Below are 16,872 nucleotides of genomic sequence, written 5' to 3' on the forward strand. Positions count from 1 at the left end.
CTAGTAGTGCTGCAGTGTTTATCTCTAAAAATTCTAAGGATTCAAAATTAATATAAATTTTTTGTTCATCAGGTACTTCCTGCAAGATAGTATCTTTAATGATTGTTAATAAAGTAGACTTCCCCACACGACGCATACCTGTGAGAATTTTAATCACTGGTTTATCAATAAACGGTTCTATTTGTGCCAAGTACTTAGGGCGTTTAATATATTCCACGGCTAACACCTCACTTTCATTGATTCTATTATACTCGAAATAGATGTATATTCCAACAGTGATTTCGACTATAATCGAAATCATCAGCACTTATGTATATCATTTCGACTATACTCGAAATCATTAGTAGATATTAGCGTAGATTCGATTATAATTGAAATCTACATGAGCTTTATGATATAAAACGCCTAAAAAATCAACATATCGTAAATATTTGTGATATAATAAAGACAAAGAAGCGTCATCAACGTGAGTTGGGCTCATCTCTTCCTATTATGGGAGGAGGTGGTTGCTATGACAAAATATGAAAAGATTACTTTAGTCATTTCTATTATTAGTTTAGCAATTCAAATCATTGATCTTGTAAAATAGACAATGAAAAGCCTAACGTAAAGAGGTATCTCACCACCTCAACACGTTAGGCAAATCACATTTCACTACTTTTGAGATGAGCCTAACGCCACGACACGTTGATGGCTCTTCTTGTTTCTATGTCAAGTATACCATAGTTACTTACAGAATACAAATCCGCCCCTCCCCGAAGTAACGACGTCGTTCCGCCTACATCTTTGGCGGGGGAGTTGTATTATTCAGAACATACAAAAAGAGCACGGTGTGCTCCGAACAAACATTATGAAATACCGTTTGTGAGGAGTATACCGTGCTCTTTTATTGATTGCATATAACCCCGCCAAAGATTAGGAGGAACAACTAGTGCATTCATCCATTTCTAAGGATTGGTTACGGATATAGTAAATTGTCTTAATGCCTTGTTTATACGCTTCCACATATAAATCTAGAATTTCTTTTGCTTTCATTTGCGGCGTAATATACAAGTTGAAAGACTGTGCTTGGTCGATATGGCGTTGGCGGATACCGCAAGCCTTGATAGACCATTGTTGATCAATCGTGTGGGCTTCTTTGTAGAACCACATGGTTTCGCTGCTCAAATCAGGTGCTGTTTTTGGTGTAAAGCTACCTTTTTTCTCTTCAATGAAGAATTTTTTGAAGATAGGATCGATACCAGCTGTGGTGTTAGCAATGTTGGATGTACTACCTGTTGGAGCGATAGCCATTAAGTAACCGTTACGGATACCGTATTTTGCCACATCTGCTCGCAGTTGTTGCCATCTTTCAGAGGTGTAACCACGGCGTTCAAAATATTCTCCCGTTTCCCATTGAGAACCTTTGAAAGCAGGGTAAGCACCTTTTTCTTTCGCCAATTCCATGGATGCCTTGATGGCAGCGTAGGCAATATTTTCAAACAATGTATCAGCCACAGCCAAATGCTCATCGCTTTCCCATTGTACTTTATGTTTCACCAAGTAGTGGTGGTAACCGCTAGTGCCTAAGCCGATAGCGCGATATTTTTCACTAGTTACGCGTGTTTCAGGCACAGGGAATTGGTTGATAGTAATAACGTTGTCTAACATACGGACTTGTAAGGCGATATTTTCTTCCAATTCTTCATCAGAGGTTTGACCTAGGTTGATAGAGTTCAAGTTACACGTTACCATGTCACCTGCTTTTGTGCGAGTCACGATGGATCCATCGTCTTGGATAATTTCTTCATCTAAATCGGTGAAACCAACGTTTTGTGCGATTTCATGACACAAGTTGGACGCATAAATCATACCTGCATGCTTATTAGGGTTCGCACGGTTCGTCGTATCTCGGAAGAAGATGAAAGGTGTACCAGTTTCTACAGCAGAACGCATAATTTTTTTCATCATATCCAAAGCACTGACTTCGATGCCGTGTAAATCTGGGCTAGCTTCACAAGCTAAATATTTTTCCGTGAAGGCTTTATTCGTATCGTCATCGTAATAGTCTTCTAATTGGAAGCCCATCACACGAGATACTTCATGTGGATCGAATAAAGTGAAGTGCTCACGATTGATAACACGTTCCATGAAAATATCTGGTACAGATAGAGCAGGGAAAATGTCGTGTGCCTTACGGCGATCGTCACCATTGTTGGTCCGAAGTTCAACAAATTCGTAGAAGTCTTTATGCCACACGTCAAGTGTTACCGTAGCGCCACCTTTACGTTTACCTAGTTGGTCTACCGCAACAGCTGTGTCATTGTACAAACGAATCCAAGGGATAACACCGCCAGAAGAATTTTTATAGCCACGAATGTCGGAGTTCAAGGCACGTACTTTACCAAGATAAATACCAAGAGCGCCACCATGTTTAGACACACGGGAGAATTTTGCGTTCACATCGTAAATGGACCATAGATTATCTTCTACACCAGAAATAAAGCAAGAGCTTAGTTGATGGAATGGTGTGCCTGCATTAGCCAATGTTGGAGTAGCAGTAGTCATCTTTAACTCGCTCATTAAGTCATAGAATTTTTTCGCGTAGTGTACCTTTTTGTCGCCTTCAATGACAGCTAGGTGCATAGCGATAGCCATGAAACGTTCTTGAGGAAGTTCGTAAATTTCTTTGTTGAAGCCTTTCACTAAATAGCGATCTGCTAATAGTTTAATACCTTCATAGTTAAATAAGTAGTCACGTTTTGGCTTGATATAGTCGCCAAGTTCTTCTAATTCAGCTTCTGTATATTGTGTTAAGAAAAAGTCTGCATAACGACCAGCAGCGACTAAGGTTTTTACTAAATCAGTGAAGTTGCCATAACCAAAGGCTTTGTATTTGCGGTTGATAGCAGCTTCTTTGTATAAATCGAATAAGTATAGACGAGCAGCCACGAATTGCCAATCTTGGTTCATGCGGTTTACCATGTTGCCAAAACCATCATCTACCTTTTGGATAACTTTCTCGATGGCAGTTTGAACAAGAGTTTGTTGAATCTGTTTCGTAGTCATGCCGTCCACGAACTGCAATTTACAGTCCATTTCAAGCTCGATAGGGTCACAAGAGTCTAAGCCTAAACAAGCGAAGGCAACCATTTTCTTCGTTTTTTCTACCGACAATGGCTCATAATGGCCATCCCGTTTCTTGATCATAATGCTCATGAGAGTCTCCTTTTTCTGACGATGTAGCTTTTGTACCTGTTGTAAAAATTATCCACATATATTGAATATATGTGAAAGCATATCCGGTTAACATAATGTATTAGGCCTTGACCATAAAAGGCCTCCCATTTACGAATCGCAAATGAGAGTGCATAGATATGTTTTCACACGGACTCAATATCAATATATTGTATAGAGATAAAGTGCTTTGGCACAACATCTTCTAAAATTATACTATATCAGTCATTTTTTCACAACGCCCTCAGCATGTCAAAAATGCATACCATAATGAGGAAAAGATACTTTACAAAATACAGAGGATGAAAAATTTCGTCGTTTTTGTATAAGATAGTTTGTAGTGAGTACTTTCAGAAATAGAAAATGGAAAAAAATAGATATGACTTGTAGTCGAGGTGTGATAAAAATCAATATATTGTAATATGAGTTTTAGTAATTTTAATAATGCAAAATAAATATATAAAAGAAAGAAAATAAATTATGAGAAAAACTATCACATAATAAAAATGAGTAATTTTAGAAATAGTAAGAGGAAATTATTTCTAAAGAAACTTTTAATAATGACAAAAAATTATATAACCTAAAAAATTGTGTAATAACAAGATAGTTGGGGGAAAAGATAAAAGTACACTGTATAAGTATAAATTGAATGAGAATTACCTTGAAAATAGTATATTGTTATATACTTACTTAAAACCTGTGAAAAACGTTATCAAAACCGCTTAATCCCTTGTAAAAATAGGGTTTTTAAGGGCTGCTGTGACAATTGTAACACTTTGGAATACCGTATATAATAAGGCTATAGATTGATGCATATATCAGTCATATATGCAGTTAAACATAGTTCCTTATTTTAAGAACAGTATGTAAGAGGTATAGTTCAAAATAAGACAAGTGTTTTTGAGGAGGTACGTATGGAACAATATGATGTTCTCGTAGTAGGTAGTGGTGGAGCAGGCCAACGAGCTGCTTTAGAAGCTGCACGACGTGATGGTTTGCGTGTAGCATTAATCACAAAAATTTTCCCAACACGTTCTGCCACAGCAATGGCACAAGGTGGTGTTAATGCGGCGTTAAATAACGTAGCAAAAGAAGACTCCACAGAAGTTCACACATTCGATACTGTAAAAGGTTCTGACTATCTTGGCGACCAAGATGCTATCGAATTCTTCTGTCAACGTTGCCCAGAAGGCGTATTAGAAATGGATTTCATGGGAACTCCTTTCTCTCGTACAGACGAAGGTAAAATCGCACAACGTAACTTTGGTGGACAATCCTATCCACGTACATGCTACAGTGCGGATAAAACTGGTCACGTAATTCTTCATACAACATATGAACAATGTCTTAAAGAAGGCGTACATTTCTTACAAGAATGGTACCTATTAGATATCGTTGTAAAAGACGGTAAAGCTGGTGGTGCTATTATCTGGAATATGAAAAAAGGTAAAGTAGAAATTATCAAAGCTAAATCCATCGTATTATCCACTGGTGGTGCTGGCCGTGTATTCTGGACTCGTACAACTAACCCATTCCTTTCTACTGGTGACGGCATGGCAGTAGCTTTCCGCGCTGGTGTAGGCTTAAAAGATATGGAAATGATCCAATTCCATCCAACTGGTCTTGGTAAAACTGGTATCTTGATGTCCGAAGCTGTTCGTGGTGAAGGCGGATACTTGTTAAATGTTGAGGGCGAACGTTTCATGAAAAAATACGCTCCTAACAAAATGGAATTAGCGTCTCGTGACGTTGTAGCAAAAGCAATCGAAGATGAAATTGCAGCTGGTCGTGGTTTCAATGGTTCTGGCCTTGATGCATACGTAGTAGCTGACCTTCGTCACTTAGGACCTGAAGTTATCATCGAAAAACTTCATGGTATCCGTGACTTGGCTCTTTGCTTTGAACATTGCGATCCTTTAACTGATCCAGTGCCAATTCGTCCTACTTGCCATTACATCATGGGCGGTATTGACGTAGTAGACTACAAAACTTGTGCCACAGAAGTTCCTGGTATCTTCGCATCTGGTGAAGCATCTTGTATCTCTATCCATGGTGCTAACCGCTTAGGTGGTAACTCTTTGGCAGACGGCGTTGTATTCGGTAAAGTATCCGGTGCGGGTGCTGCTGATTATGCACAAGCTAGCGCATTCGCAGATTGCGATGCTGAATTAAAAGCAAAAGCTGAAGAATGGGAAGCTAAATTCGTTGAAGTTACATCCCGTACTTCTGGTCGTCCAGTAGCTGAAATTCGTGATGAATTGGCAGTAGCTATGTGGAATAAAGTAGGTATCTTCCGTAATGAAGCGGGTATCACAGAAGCTCTTGAAGTAATCGATCGTCTAACTAAAGAGTATGAAACTTGCTATGTAGGTGACTCTAACCGTACTTACAATATGGCGTTCGTAAACTACGTAGAAATCAAATCTATGTTGACAGTTGCGAAAGCTATCGCTTTGGGCGCTTTACACCGTAAAGAATCTCGTGGTGCTCACGTTCGTGAAGAATTCCCTAAACGTGATGATTCCCAATACTTAAAACACGCTATTTGGAAACTTGGCGAAAATGGCGAATACGTAATGTCCGAACGCGATGTAGTGTTCACTAAATACGAACCACAAGAAAGGAAGTACTAAGATGAGACAAATTACTTATCATATCCACCGCTTTAACGAAGGCCGCGCGTATGTACAGTCTTATACTTTCGATTATGAAGCAGACCGTACTATCCTTTGGGGCTTACAAAAATTAAAGATACATTAGATCCAACATTAACTTTCGTTGCAGCTTGCCGTTCTGCAGTATGTGGCGCTTGCTCCGTGAAAGTTAACGGTCAAGCTATGCTTGGTTGTGAAGCTAAAATCGATGAAATTACAGAACGTTTTGGTTCTGATGAAATCACAGTAGCACCAATCGGTAACTTTGATGTGATCCGTGACTTAGTAGTTGACTGGGAAGCAAAAGTTAGCCGTTTGAAAGAAGTAGCTCCTTGGATTTTCGTAAAACCAGAATTCACTACAAAAACTGGTACACGCCAATCTGCTGCAGACTTCAAAAAATTCGTTATGAACACAGAATGTATCCTTTGCGGATGCTGTGCTTCCGAATGTAATAAATTGTCTGCTAACCGTGAAGACTTCTTGGATCCATATGTATATACAAAAGCTAATCGTTTTGTAATGGATTCCCGTGATGTGTCCCCAATGGCACATACTACACCAGCTTTCAATCATGGCTTGTGGAAATGTGTACATTGTATGAACTGTATCACTCGTTGTCCAAAACATTTGAAACCAGAAAAAGATATTTCCAACCTTCGCCGTGTAGCGACACAAGCAGGCTTGTCCAATAAAGGTACTCGTCATGCTATCGCGTTCAAACAAGACTTGTTAAAAACTGGTCGTCTAAACGAAGTAACAATGAGCTTGAAAACAGACGGATTATTGGATTCTGCAAAACAAGGTCTATACGCTCTTCGTTTATGGAAACATGGCAAAATCAATCCATTCGAATTGGTAGTTCCTCATAAACCAGTGAATGGTATTGAAGGTGTTCGTACAATCGGTCGTGCAGTAGAGGAGGCTGGAAAATAATGAAATACGGATTTTTCCCAGGTTGCGTATTAGAAGGCGCATCTAAAGAAGACTACTTAGCAACCGTTGCAGTAGCGAAAAAATTAGGTATCGAAATCCAAGAATTAGATGGATGGACTTGCTGCGGCGCATCTCATGTTCAAGATATCGATCCATTATTGACTCTTTCCACTAATGCTCGTAATATTGCGTTAGCTGAAAAAGAAGGCTTAGATATTCTTACAGTTTGTAACACTTGTACTTTAATGCTTCGTGAAGCTAAAAAAGAGCTTGATGACCATGAAGTAACTCGTCAAAAAGTTAATAACATTCTTGGCGAAGCTGGTATGAGCTACAAAGGTACTAGCGAAGTAACACATTTCTTGTGGGTACTTATCCGCGAATATGGTTTAGATAATTTGAAAGCAAAAGTGGTTCGCCCATTGACTGGTCTTCGTGTTGCTGAATATTATGGTTGCCATATCCTTCGTCCAGAAGAAGAAATGGGCTTCGAAGATATACAAATCCCAACAAGCTTGGCAGATTTGATTACAGCATTAGGTGCTACTCCAATCGATTTCTCCCGTAAATTAGATTGCTGTGGTTTCCATGCAGTATATCCTGCACATGATTCTGTAATGCAAATGACTGGTTCTATCAATGCTGATGCGCAAAAAGAAGGTGCTGATTGTGTCGTAACACCATGCCCACTTTGCCAAATGCAATTGGATATGTTCCAAAAAGAAGCAAAAGCAACTGTTCCAATGAATGGTGATATGCCTATCATCCACATGAGCCAATTAATTGGCCTTGCATTGGGTTGCACTCCAGCAGAAATGGGTATGACAGATCGTCACTTGGCAAGCACTGCTTCCTTGAACCGTTTCTTATAATCAGAAATACAATCGTATTACACAAACTTACAACAGGTTGTCCTTCGGGGCAACCTGTTTTTTATATGCTCTTGGAAGCCTTATATTGTGGGCTATAGGACAAAATGAGTTGGTTATAATAGTGGTGAGCCTAGTTAAATACTAGGCTCATTGAATGTTAAAGTTGTTTTAAAAACGTTGAGGCCGGATATAATGAGATGCATTTCCTAGTGGTAAACCAAGTCAAATACAGGGAGTATTGCGTAGTAATCTTTTTAAAATATAGTAAATTACTATACTGTTGTAGGGTTAATATATCGAACGTATATATTGAAAATATAGAACAAATATGCTACTATACTAGTATGGAGGAGGGATAGTATGGCAGTGTATATGTGTTTAGATTTGAAGAGCTTTTATGCTTCTGTGGAGTGTGCCGATTTGGGAGTGGATCCGTTTACAACTCCCTTGGTAGTGGCTGATGCATCACGTGGGTTAGGGGCGATTACACTAGCTATTTCTCCGGCATTAAAGCAATTAGGCGTCAAGAACCGATGTCGATTGTTTGAGATTCCCTCTACTATTGAGTATATGGCAGTAAAGCCTAGGATGCGACGATATATGGAAGTATCTGCCTCTATTTATAGCGTCTTATTGGACTATGTGGCGCCAGAAGATATTCATGTGTACTCGATTGATGAGTATTTTATTGATGTGACTCCCTATAGCCGATTGTATAAGAAAACATGGCGAGAACTAGCATTGCTCTTCAAATATAAGGTATTAGAACAGACTCATATTCATGCTACAGTTGGATTAGGAACTAATTTATTTTTAGCTAAGGTAGCCCTCGATGTGTTGGCCAAGCATGCGCCACAGGGAATTGGTATTCTTAATGAGAAGCTATTTAAAGAAAAATATGGCATCATCAACCGATTACAGATATTTGGCAAATCGGAAGTGGAATCGCAAGCCGGTTACATAAGTATGGCGTAGTGGATTTACATGGTATTACGACTGTGCCTGAGGAACGCTGGTATAAGGAATTTGGGATTAATGCGGAGCTACTCATTGACCATGCTTGGGGGCGTGAGACGTGCACTATGAAAGAGATTCATATGTACCGACCAGCAAAACATTCTTTGTCGAGAGGGCAAATTTTGCTGAGGAATTATTCCTACGAGGAGTGTTTTGTGCCTCTTCGGGAGATGGTGGAATCTTTATTGTTGGAACTGATTGCAGAGAAAGCACTGACAAAATATATTTCCTTAGGGGTGCGGTATGCAGATAAAAAGGTGAAAGGTACCGGTGGATCACGACGATTATCGAAGTATACGTGCTCCTTAGAGGTACTTTCACAGGCTGTGTTGGAGTTGTATAAAAAAACTACTCACCCGCATCAAGAGATTCGGCAGTTATCGGTGGGATTTGATGATTTGGTCAGTCGTGAGGCGGTGCCTTGGGAAGAAGATTTGTTTTCTACGTCTCAGGATAGGGAAGAAAAAGTATACCAAGTGGAACGGACTGTATTGTCGATTAAGGAAAAGTTTGGCGGTAATTCCATACTTCGTGCTAGCAGTTTGCAAGAAGAGGGGACCATGCAGTTTCGTAATACCTTGGTGGGAGGACATAATGCAACATAAACGACCAAAGATGACATTGTTACAGAGGGCTAAACAATTTATGCCCTTTGCTGCATTGAAAGGATTTCAAGAGTTATTGGAGGAAACAGCGCGATACAAAGAGAAACGTAAAGAACTTTCAGAGGAGCAATTGGAAGTATTGGATACACAGTGTAAGGGGCTAGTGATAGGGGACGTAGTTAGTGTAGTCTATCACAATGGACGAGTTTATGATACGGTGCAAGGGCGATTACAACAGATTGATACAGTGCATCGAACGATGACTGTAGGAGATGTGCTTGTACCTATGTCTCATATTATGCGGGTTACCATCATCGGTTGAGTATTGACCATTTTTGTAAATCATGTAGAATGGTACATATAAGCTATGTGCTAGATATGCGAGTCATAGCGAACACATGAGAACAGGATGGACATAATGAAACAAAAGCGATATAGAACCTATGGTTGGTGGGCCATAGGATTGAGTCTAATCTTGGCTTTGCTAGGGTTAGGCTGGAATATGTATGTGAAATATACAACGCCAGTGACGAAATATGCGCTAGAAATAGGTGATTTTGAATTGCAAATCCCTAAGTTAGGCGTAACTAGTACCACGATTTCCTTAGTTTGGAATCCAGTGAATGATGAACGATTGGTGGGATATGATATTTACGTCAATCAAGAAAAAGTGAAAGAAATTCGTCCTAGTGCAAAGGGCGCATCTATCATCCCTAGGATAGAGTTGAAGGGACTAGAATCTGATACAGTATACTTAGTGCAAGTAAAAGCTGTGGATGATAGGGGCGCTACTTTGTCGGACTCTTCCAAGGTGCCAGTTAAAACATTGCCGAAAGAACCGCGTTTAGAGGCTACCGCCTATGGCGCTGTAGGAGATGGAATCACGGATAATACGTTAGCGTTACAAAAAGCGATACGTGATACCCCAGCGGGAGGTATCTTACATCTTAGTAAAGGGGTATATCGTACAGGAACGCTATTCTTGCACAGTTATATGACCTTAGAATTAGATGAGGATGCTGTGCTGATGGCGGTTAATGATAGTTCTGCCTTTGTGAAACCTAATTATGTGGTGACAGGAGGTACGCCATATTTAGGACTTTTACAGTTAGAAGGCGATGAGCAAGGACCTATCGAAAACGTTGTCATTCGTGGTGGTACTATTGATGGATATGGATGGAAAGAAGACCTTTTACAAGAGGAGAATACACCTGAAGCGGATGCAGTGACGCAAGATGTGCTTGATCATACTGGTTTGTTAAGTAAGTCGGAAGTACAAGCTGCTATGCGTAGAGGGGCTAGTTATGAAAAAGGTAATTCTACACGGTCTTCTTTAGTGGTTATCCATCATGGTAAGGATATTTTTCTGAAAAATACGGTGTTAAAAAATGCATCAGCTCATATGGTGGAGGCCACACAAGTGGATCAACTAAGCATCCAAGAGGTGCGTATGGAAGGTAGACACAGTGGTGATGGCTTACATTGGGATGGTGTAGGGTTACTGATACAGAATCTTGTGATGGAACGTATGCAACAAGGGATTGTGGTATTAGCAGGACACCCTGTAGGATCCAGTGTAACGGAGCAGTGGAATGCGTACAATTTACAGATTCGTCATAGTCGTGTAGGCATTGTTTTTGCTAATACAGGAAATACTTGGATTCAACATATGTATTTACAAGGATTGACTATGGAAGATGTACTACTCGCTATGCGTGTTCGTGAGACTACAACCATAGGAGGCGGCATTCGTGATATTGTGGTACGAGATACTCAACTGCGAGGGATTGCACAACAAATAGATATAGGAAACAAACGAAATAGTCCTACAGAATGGATTCATACTACTGTAGAGCCCCTAAATTAACAAATAATAAAGGAGAGTTGATATTTCAACTCTCCTTTATTGTAAGTGTTTTATTTCTTGAGATTAGATTTGTTTTTGTAATGGATTGTAGAATAATCCTTGTTGTTTTTTGCGACGCTTATTAGGTACGTAGACCTGTAAAAACTTAGGCAATACTTCTAAGTCTACTGGTGCATCAGGTCCGATATCGCCATCCATATTGGTGGACGCATCCATGGTGTCACACACTTCGATGCGAGCTTGTTTGACTTTTAATATGGTTACATATTTTGAATTATAAATAGAACCACTTAGAATGAGTGGCAAGATGAAGAATAGGTTCATGATGAAGTATTCTTTGAAAATAATAATACGCATATACCCATCATCTACGGAAGCAGTAGGCATAAAATGTTCAAAGCTAGATACCACATTAGTCAGTAAGGCGATGACCAATGGGGACATAAATTCTTGGGTCCCTTCTTCGGTAGTGATGCGGAATTTATAATCCTTGGTTGTAAATAAAGCTTGTCCACCTTTGGCAAAGTAGGCTAAGGGGCCCAGTAATTGTTTTTCTTTTGGAGTGACGGAGGCCACAACCTCAGGGATGACTCCAATGGCGATATTGTTGCAAAAAAACGAATCGTTACAACGACCTACATCGACATGGCGGATGGTACTATTTTTTAAGCCGTGAATAGCTTCTAATGGTTGTAAGGGGATGCCCAGAGCACGGCTCATATCGTTGACAGTGCCAAGGGGAATGAAACCGAATTTGGAGCGACAGCCAGCTTTCACAATACCGTTGACAGTTTCATTGATGGTGCCATCACCGCCCATGCAAAAGATAGCATCGAACCCTTCGTTGGAGGCTTCGATGGCGAAGCGGGTAGCATCGCCGGATTGTCGGGTAAATTTTACTTCTAAGCGATCAAAGAGCGCGCTTAGTTGCCATTGTAGTTCCATTACGTATCGGCGAGCCCGACCGCCACCTGATACAGGGTTTATAATAATTAGACAACGACTCATGGTTGATTCCTATGTTAAACATAAATATAGTAGTTATTACTATTATAGCATAGGAAATTTAATTGTGGGAAAGGGTTGTTTCTGTAGATTTCATTGATTTTTAGGACCTACTTCACGTATAATGAAAGAAATGTGTTACGTATGCCAGACTAGGTGAAAATATAGAAAAGTAACATCCTGGAGGGGGATTTGATGGATAAGACGGAAGAGTATCGTTTGCATAGTATTGACTCAATTGGGCGACTGCCGTTGAGTGAGCAAGTATATATGTCGCTAAAGCAAGCCATTTTAACGGGTTCTTTAAAGCCAAAAATGAAATTAAGTGAAGTGCGTATTGCAGAGCAATTAAATGTGAGTGCCACACCGGTACGTGAAGCATTTCGTAAATTAGCGAAAGATAATTTGGTGGTTATCAAGCCATGGAAAGGTGTGACGGTAAAAGGTTATTCTCCAGAAGAGATTGTAGCCATGTATCAATGTCGTGAAGTAATGGAAGGCTTGGGCGCTAGACTTTGTGCAGAACGATGCACAGAGGAGCAACTAGTAGAGTTACAAGAAGTGTGTGATGCAGGGATTCACACGGAAGATCCAGAAGAACGGGTAGCTATTAATAGTCGCTTTCATACGTTAATTGCAGAATTTTCTGGAAATGATCGTGTAGCAGATTATCTAGCAGATTTTCGGGAAATGGTCAATCGAGATATGTACATCAGTACATCAGATAAAACACGAACAATCTCTTGTGATCTAGAACATCAACAAATTATGGAAGCTATCCATGATCGCAATGGACAGCTGGCAGAAGAACGAATGCGAGCTCATGTACGGAATGCATTTGTATTTAAAAAGGCTCATGCAGAGTTATTAGCAAAACAGAAAGAGAAGTAAATATCCTATTGAAAGAATATTAATAGGCTATAATATAAATATTTTATAATGTTATATGTAAAAAATATATAAAAAAGTTTTGAATTTATGGTTCATGTGTTTACTTTTAAAGTATCATTTGCTATAATAACTCAGGCAAAGGGTTCACACTACCTTTGCTAGATAAAGATCTCTCTCTTTATCTACCTAACTTACAATAGGGAAGGGTTTATCTTATACCTTCCCAGGTAAAAGACCCTACTTTTACCGAAGGGGCGCCCCCCATTGCCCCAACAAAACATTTGAAGCTATTTCAAATGTTCTCTCTCTTTTTTCTCAAATACAAAGACCTCGGCTGTATTCTCTTGGCCGAGGTTTTTGTATTTTTTGCTTATAGGGAATGTCTATATATAGAGAGTATTATATATGTTTAGAAAATAGATGTATAAATAGTCTTTAAGTGGCGCAAAAATAGTTTATAAATATAGGGAATATGATTGATGAAAAACGGTAAAAATGCTATTATTAAAGATGAACTTTGAGAGATTGATGTGTATCGAAAACACTTAATAAATAACAGTCTTTCTGTGGTCCTATATTACAATCCTAAGGAGGGTGAATCTCTTGCAAAAACGTAAAGATTTTATCTGGAAAATGGGCGGTCAGCAAGGTGAAGGTATTGAAAGCTGTGGCGAAATTTTAGCTACGATTCTTGCCAAAGAAGGTTATTCCTTGTACAGCCAACGTTTGTTTGCATCTCGTATCAAAGGTGGTCACACAACATTTGCATTACGTATCGCATTAGAACAAATTATGACAGTAGGCGAGCATATCGATTTCTTGGTAGCGCTTGACCAAGAAACTGTAGATATGCACGGTAAAGAAGTGCGTGAAGGTGGCTTTATCATTTGCGATAGCAAAGTAAATCCTAATTTTGAAGCTTTCACAGGCACAGGTGTGACTTGTTTGGCCTTGCCAATTTCTGAAACGGCATTACAACAAGGTTCCTTGTTGATGCGTAACATCGTAGCATTGGGGATGTCTGTTGCCTTATTAGGCTTTGAAACAGAATTATTCTTAACAGCTATTAAAGCTCGCTTTGCGAAAAAATCCGAAGATATTATTAACAAAAACTTACAAGCATTCCAATTGGGTTATGATCTTGTAAAAGAACAATTGGGTGATGTAGAAGTAGATACATTGGACAAACCAACACCAAAAGATCAAATGTTCTTACTTGGTAATGAAGCCTTAGCATTAGGTGCGATTGCAGCGGGATCCCGTTTTATGGCGTCCTACCCAATTACACCGGCTTCTGAAGTAATGGAATACATGATTAAGAAAATGGATAAAGTTGGTTCTACTGTGGTACAAACAGAAGATGAGATTGCTGCATGTATGATGGCTATGGGTGGTGTATACGCTGGTGTTCGTGGCTTTACATGTACATCTGGCCCTGGCTTGAGCTTGATGGCGGAGTCTTTATCCATGGCATCTATGGCTGAATTGCCAATGCTTATCATCGATGTACAACGTTCTGGCCCATCTACAGGCATGGCTACAAAAGTAGAAACATCCGATATCGATGCAGCTTGCTACAATGCGCATGGCGATTATTCCAATATCGTTATCGCACCTACAAGCATTGAAGAATGTTTCTACGAAATTCAACATGCCTTCAACTTGGCAGAACAATACCAATGTCCAGTTATTTTCATGCCTGATTTACAACAAGGCTTGAATAAACAATCTGTACCAACATTCGATTTGAACCGTGTTGGTATTGAACGTGGTAATTTGATGAAAGAAGAAGAGTTGCCAGCATTGGAAAATCCTAAATATTTCAAACGTTTTGAAATTACTGAAAGTGGTATTTCCCCTCGTACTATCCCAGGTATGAAAAATGGTCTATTCTTGTCTACTGGTCTAGAGCATAACGAAGAAGGTAAACCAGCAGAAGCACCTTCTATGCACGTGGCACAAACAGATAAACGTTTCCGTAAATTATCTACAGTAGCAGATGTATATGAACCATTCTTAAACAATGCAAAACATGAGGAAGCAGATGTTCTTGTCATCGGTATTAACTCTAGCCGTGGTGCTATTGAAGAAGCTGTGGTGGAATTAGAGGCAGAAGGCCATAAAGTGAACCATTTACAACTTCGCTTGATTAAACCATTCCCGAAAGAACAATTGCTACCATTCTATAACAGTGCTAAAAAAGTTGTGATCTGCGAACAAAATGCGACAGGTCAATTGACTAACTTATTCCGCATCAACATGCCGAATAAAGAAAAACTTTCTAGTTGCTTAAAATACGATGGTAATCCATTTACAACATCTTATGTAAAAGCAGCAATTAAGGAGGTTTTATAATGGCTACAGCAAATGAATATAGAAATGATATCCGCCCTAACTGGTGTCCAGGTTGTGGTCATTATGGGGTACAAGCAGCCATCGCTGATGCAGTAGCTGCTCTTGATATTGCGCCTGAAAAATTGGCTGTTATCTCTGGTATCGGTTGTTCTAGCCGTATCGGTGGTTACTTCTATGCCTATGGTGCGCATACAACACATGGTCGTGCACTTCCTTATGCACAAGGTGTGAAATTAGCAAATGAAGATATGAACGTTGTGGTTTGTGGTGGTGACGGTGATGCTTTCGCTATCGGTATGGGTCATACGATCCATGCGTTCAAACGTAATGTAAATATTACGTATGTGGTTATGGATAACCATGTATATGGTTTGACAAAAGGCCAAACATCTCCTCGTTCTGACGTGGGTTTTGTGACAAAAACGTCTCCACATGGTTCTTTTGAAAGTCCATTGCCAATCTGTGAAACAGCCATTGCTTCTGGTGCTACTTTCGTAGCACAAAGTTACATGGTAAACCGTGCACAATTGGTGGATTTAATTAAACAAGGTATGCAACACGAAGGATTCTCTTTCATTAACGTGTTCAGCCCTTGCGTAACGTACAATAAACAAAATGGCTATGATTACTTCAAAGATAATCTAGTAAACTTGCCAGAAGGTTACGATCCAACAAACCGTGCAGAAGCATTTGCTATGTTAGGTGAAACCAATGGTCTTGTAACAGGCTTGATTTATCAAGATACAACAAAACCATCCTTTGAACAAGCATTATATGCTGCCAACGGTGGTCCACATGCGCGTGCATTAGTACATGATGTGGTGAAACCAGATGCAGAGATGTTTGCATCTCTTTGCAACGAGTTTAAATAGAAACAACATATCTCGTTTGAGGATATGAAATGTGGCGAAAAGCCGTACAACTTCAGAAAACTGCCCTACGCGAAAGTTTTCTTGAAGTTATACGGCTTTTCTTTTGCATATAATACTCCGAGAGGAGATATGTTGTTTTATAGTTTGTGGATTTTTGCTATACTGTAGATGTTACCTCCCCGATACTGGTGACAGGAAGGGGGTGAACCAATGGACTTCTTAATCAGCTTTACAATCTCTGTTATGGCAGGAATAGTTAGTTATTATTTTTGCAAATGGCTAGACAGGAGATTTAAGGGTAACTAGCCTAATATGGAGGTAGCTCTCCAAAAAAAGCAGAAACCCCACAGCTGCAACTGTGGGGTTTCGTTGTCCCAATGGAACTTAATCAACTTGTTGGTTATAGTATATCATAAATAAAGAGAATTGTCATCTAAAAAAGTAGAACCTCCACAGTAGCCGCTGTGGGGGTTCTTTGTTTCGATGGAAACACTCAACCTATATGTCTGTAGTATAGCACAAGTCAAGAAGGCTGTCATATACATGTTAAACTTCTTTTTGAGGTATATGTACAATATATGC

Annotated in this window: 13 protein-coding genes; 10 read left to right on the forward strand and 3 right to left on the reverse strand. The window is 39.6% G+C overall.

What is annotated here, in order from left to right:
* Positions 1-217 (reverse strand): AAA family ATPase (locus HMPREF9200_RS00340; RefSeq protein WP_009352913.1); only part of this gene is annotated, 217 nt, incomplete at its 3' end.
* A 698-nt stretch (positions 218-915) separates the two neighbouring features.
* A complete protein-coding gene (locus HMPREF9200_RS00345) occupies positions 916-3,198 on the reverse strand; it encodes a ribonucleoside-diphosphate reductase subunit alpha (protein ID WP_009352965.1) in 2,283 nt (760 codons plus the stop codon).
* A gap of 932 nt (positions 3,199-4,130) precedes the next feature.
* Between HMPREF9200_RS00345 and HMPREF9200_RS00350 the strand changes: the two genes are divergently transcribed.
* From HMPREF9200_RS00350 to HMPREF9200_RS00375, 7 genes are all read left to right on the forward strand, one after another.
* Positions 4,131-5,849, forward strand: coding sequence for an FAD-binding protein (locus HMPREF9200_RS00350; RefSeq protein WP_009352845.1), 1,719 nt, complete (start codon positions 4,131-4,133; stop codon positions 5,847-5,849).
* Between the two features lie 96 nt (positions 5,850-5,945).
* Positions 5,946-6,806 (forward strand): succinate dehydrogenase/fumarate reductase iron-sulfur subunit, encoded by an 861-nt coding sequence (locus tag HMPREF9200_RS00355; protein WP_009352935.1) that lies wholly within the window; start codon positions 5,946-5,948, stop codon positions 6,804-6,806.
* Positions 6,806-7,678 (forward strand): CoB--CoM heterodisulfide reductase iron-sulfur subunit B family protein, encoded by an 873-nt coding sequence (locus HMPREF9200_RS00360; protein WP_009352877.1) that lies wholly within the window; start codon positions 6,806-6,808, stop codon positions 7,676-7,678. The genes HMPREF9200_RS00355 and HMPREF9200_RS00360 overlap by 1 nt, the downstream gene beginning before the upstream one ends.
* 360 nt (positions 7,679-8,038) lie before the next feature.
* A complete protein-coding gene (locus tag HMPREF9200_RS08880; protein WP_009352956.1) occupies positions 8,039-8,653 on the forward strand; it encodes an ImpB/MucB/SamB family protein in 615 nt (204 codons plus the stop codon).
* Positions 8,653-9,300 carry a hypothetical protein gene (locus tag HMPREF9200_RS08885; protein WP_009352940.1) on the forward strand — a complete coding sequence of 216 codons (648 nt, stop codon included), beginning with the start codon at positions 8,653-8,655 and terminating at the stop codon, positions 9,298-9,300. Before HMPREF9200_RS08880 ends, HMPREF9200_RS08885 begins: the two co-directional genes overlap by 1 nt.
* The gene (locus HMPREF9200_RS00370) at positions 9,290-9,622 is read left to right on the forward strand and encodes a YolD-like protein (protein ID WP_009352825.1); all 333 of its coding nucleotides are present in this window, start codon (positions 9,290-9,292) and stop codon (positions 9,620-9,622) included. Before HMPREF9200_RS08885 ends, HMPREF9200_RS00370 begins: the two co-directional genes overlap by 11 nt.
* Positions 9,623-9,718: 96 nt before the next feature.
* Positions 9,719-11,167, forward strand: a complete 1,449-nt coding sequence (locus HMPREF9200_RS00375) for a glycosyl hydrolase family 28-related protein (RefSeq protein ID WP_009352955.1) — start codon at positions 9,719-9,721, stop codon at positions 11,165-11,167.
* A gap of 63 nt (positions 11,168-11,230) precedes the next feature.
* Here the strand turns inward: HMPREF9200_RS00375 and HMPREF9200_RS00380 are convergent, their stop codons facing one another.
* Complete coding sequence (locus tag HMPREF9200_RS00380; RefSeq protein ID WP_009352836.1) at positions 11,231-12,175, reverse strand: diacylglycerol kinase family protein; 945 nt, start codon at positions 12,173-12,175, stop codon at positions 11,231-11,233.
* Between the two features lie 192 nt (positions 12,176-12,367).
* Between HMPREF9200_RS00380 and HMPREF9200_RS00385 the strand changes: the two genes are divergently transcribed.
* From HMPREF9200_RS00385 to HMPREF9200_RS00395, 3 genes are all read left to right on the forward strand, one after another.
* The gene (locus HMPREF9200_RS00385; RefSeq protein ID WP_009352927.1) at positions 12,368-13,063 is read left to right on the forward strand and encodes a GntR family transcriptional regulator; all 696 of its coding nucleotides are present in this window, start codon (positions 12,368-12,370) and stop codon (positions 13,061-13,063) included.
* 603 nt (positions 13,064-13,666) lie between these two features.
* Entirely contained in the window at positions 13,667-15,418 is a 1,752-nt protein-coding gene (locus HMPREF9200_RS00390) for a 2-oxoacid:acceptor oxidoreductase subunit alpha (RefSeq protein WP_009352980.1), read from the forward strand.
* Positions 15,418-16,290 (forward strand): 2-oxoacid:ferredoxin oxidoreductase subunit beta, encoded by an 873-nt coding sequence (locus HMPREF9200_RS00395; RefSeq protein WP_009352915.1) that lies wholly within the window; start codon positions 15,418-15,420, stop codon positions 16,288-16,290. Before HMPREF9200_RS00390 ends, HMPREF9200_RS00395 begins: the two co-directional genes overlap by 1 nt.
* The last annotated feature ends 582 nt before the right edge of the window (positions 16,291-16,872 follow it).

This window comes from Veillonella sp. oral taxon 780 str. F0422 (assembly GCF_000221605.1).
Taxonomy (GTDB): domain Bacteria; phylum Bacillota; class Negativicutes; order Veillonellales; family Veillonellaceae; genus F0422.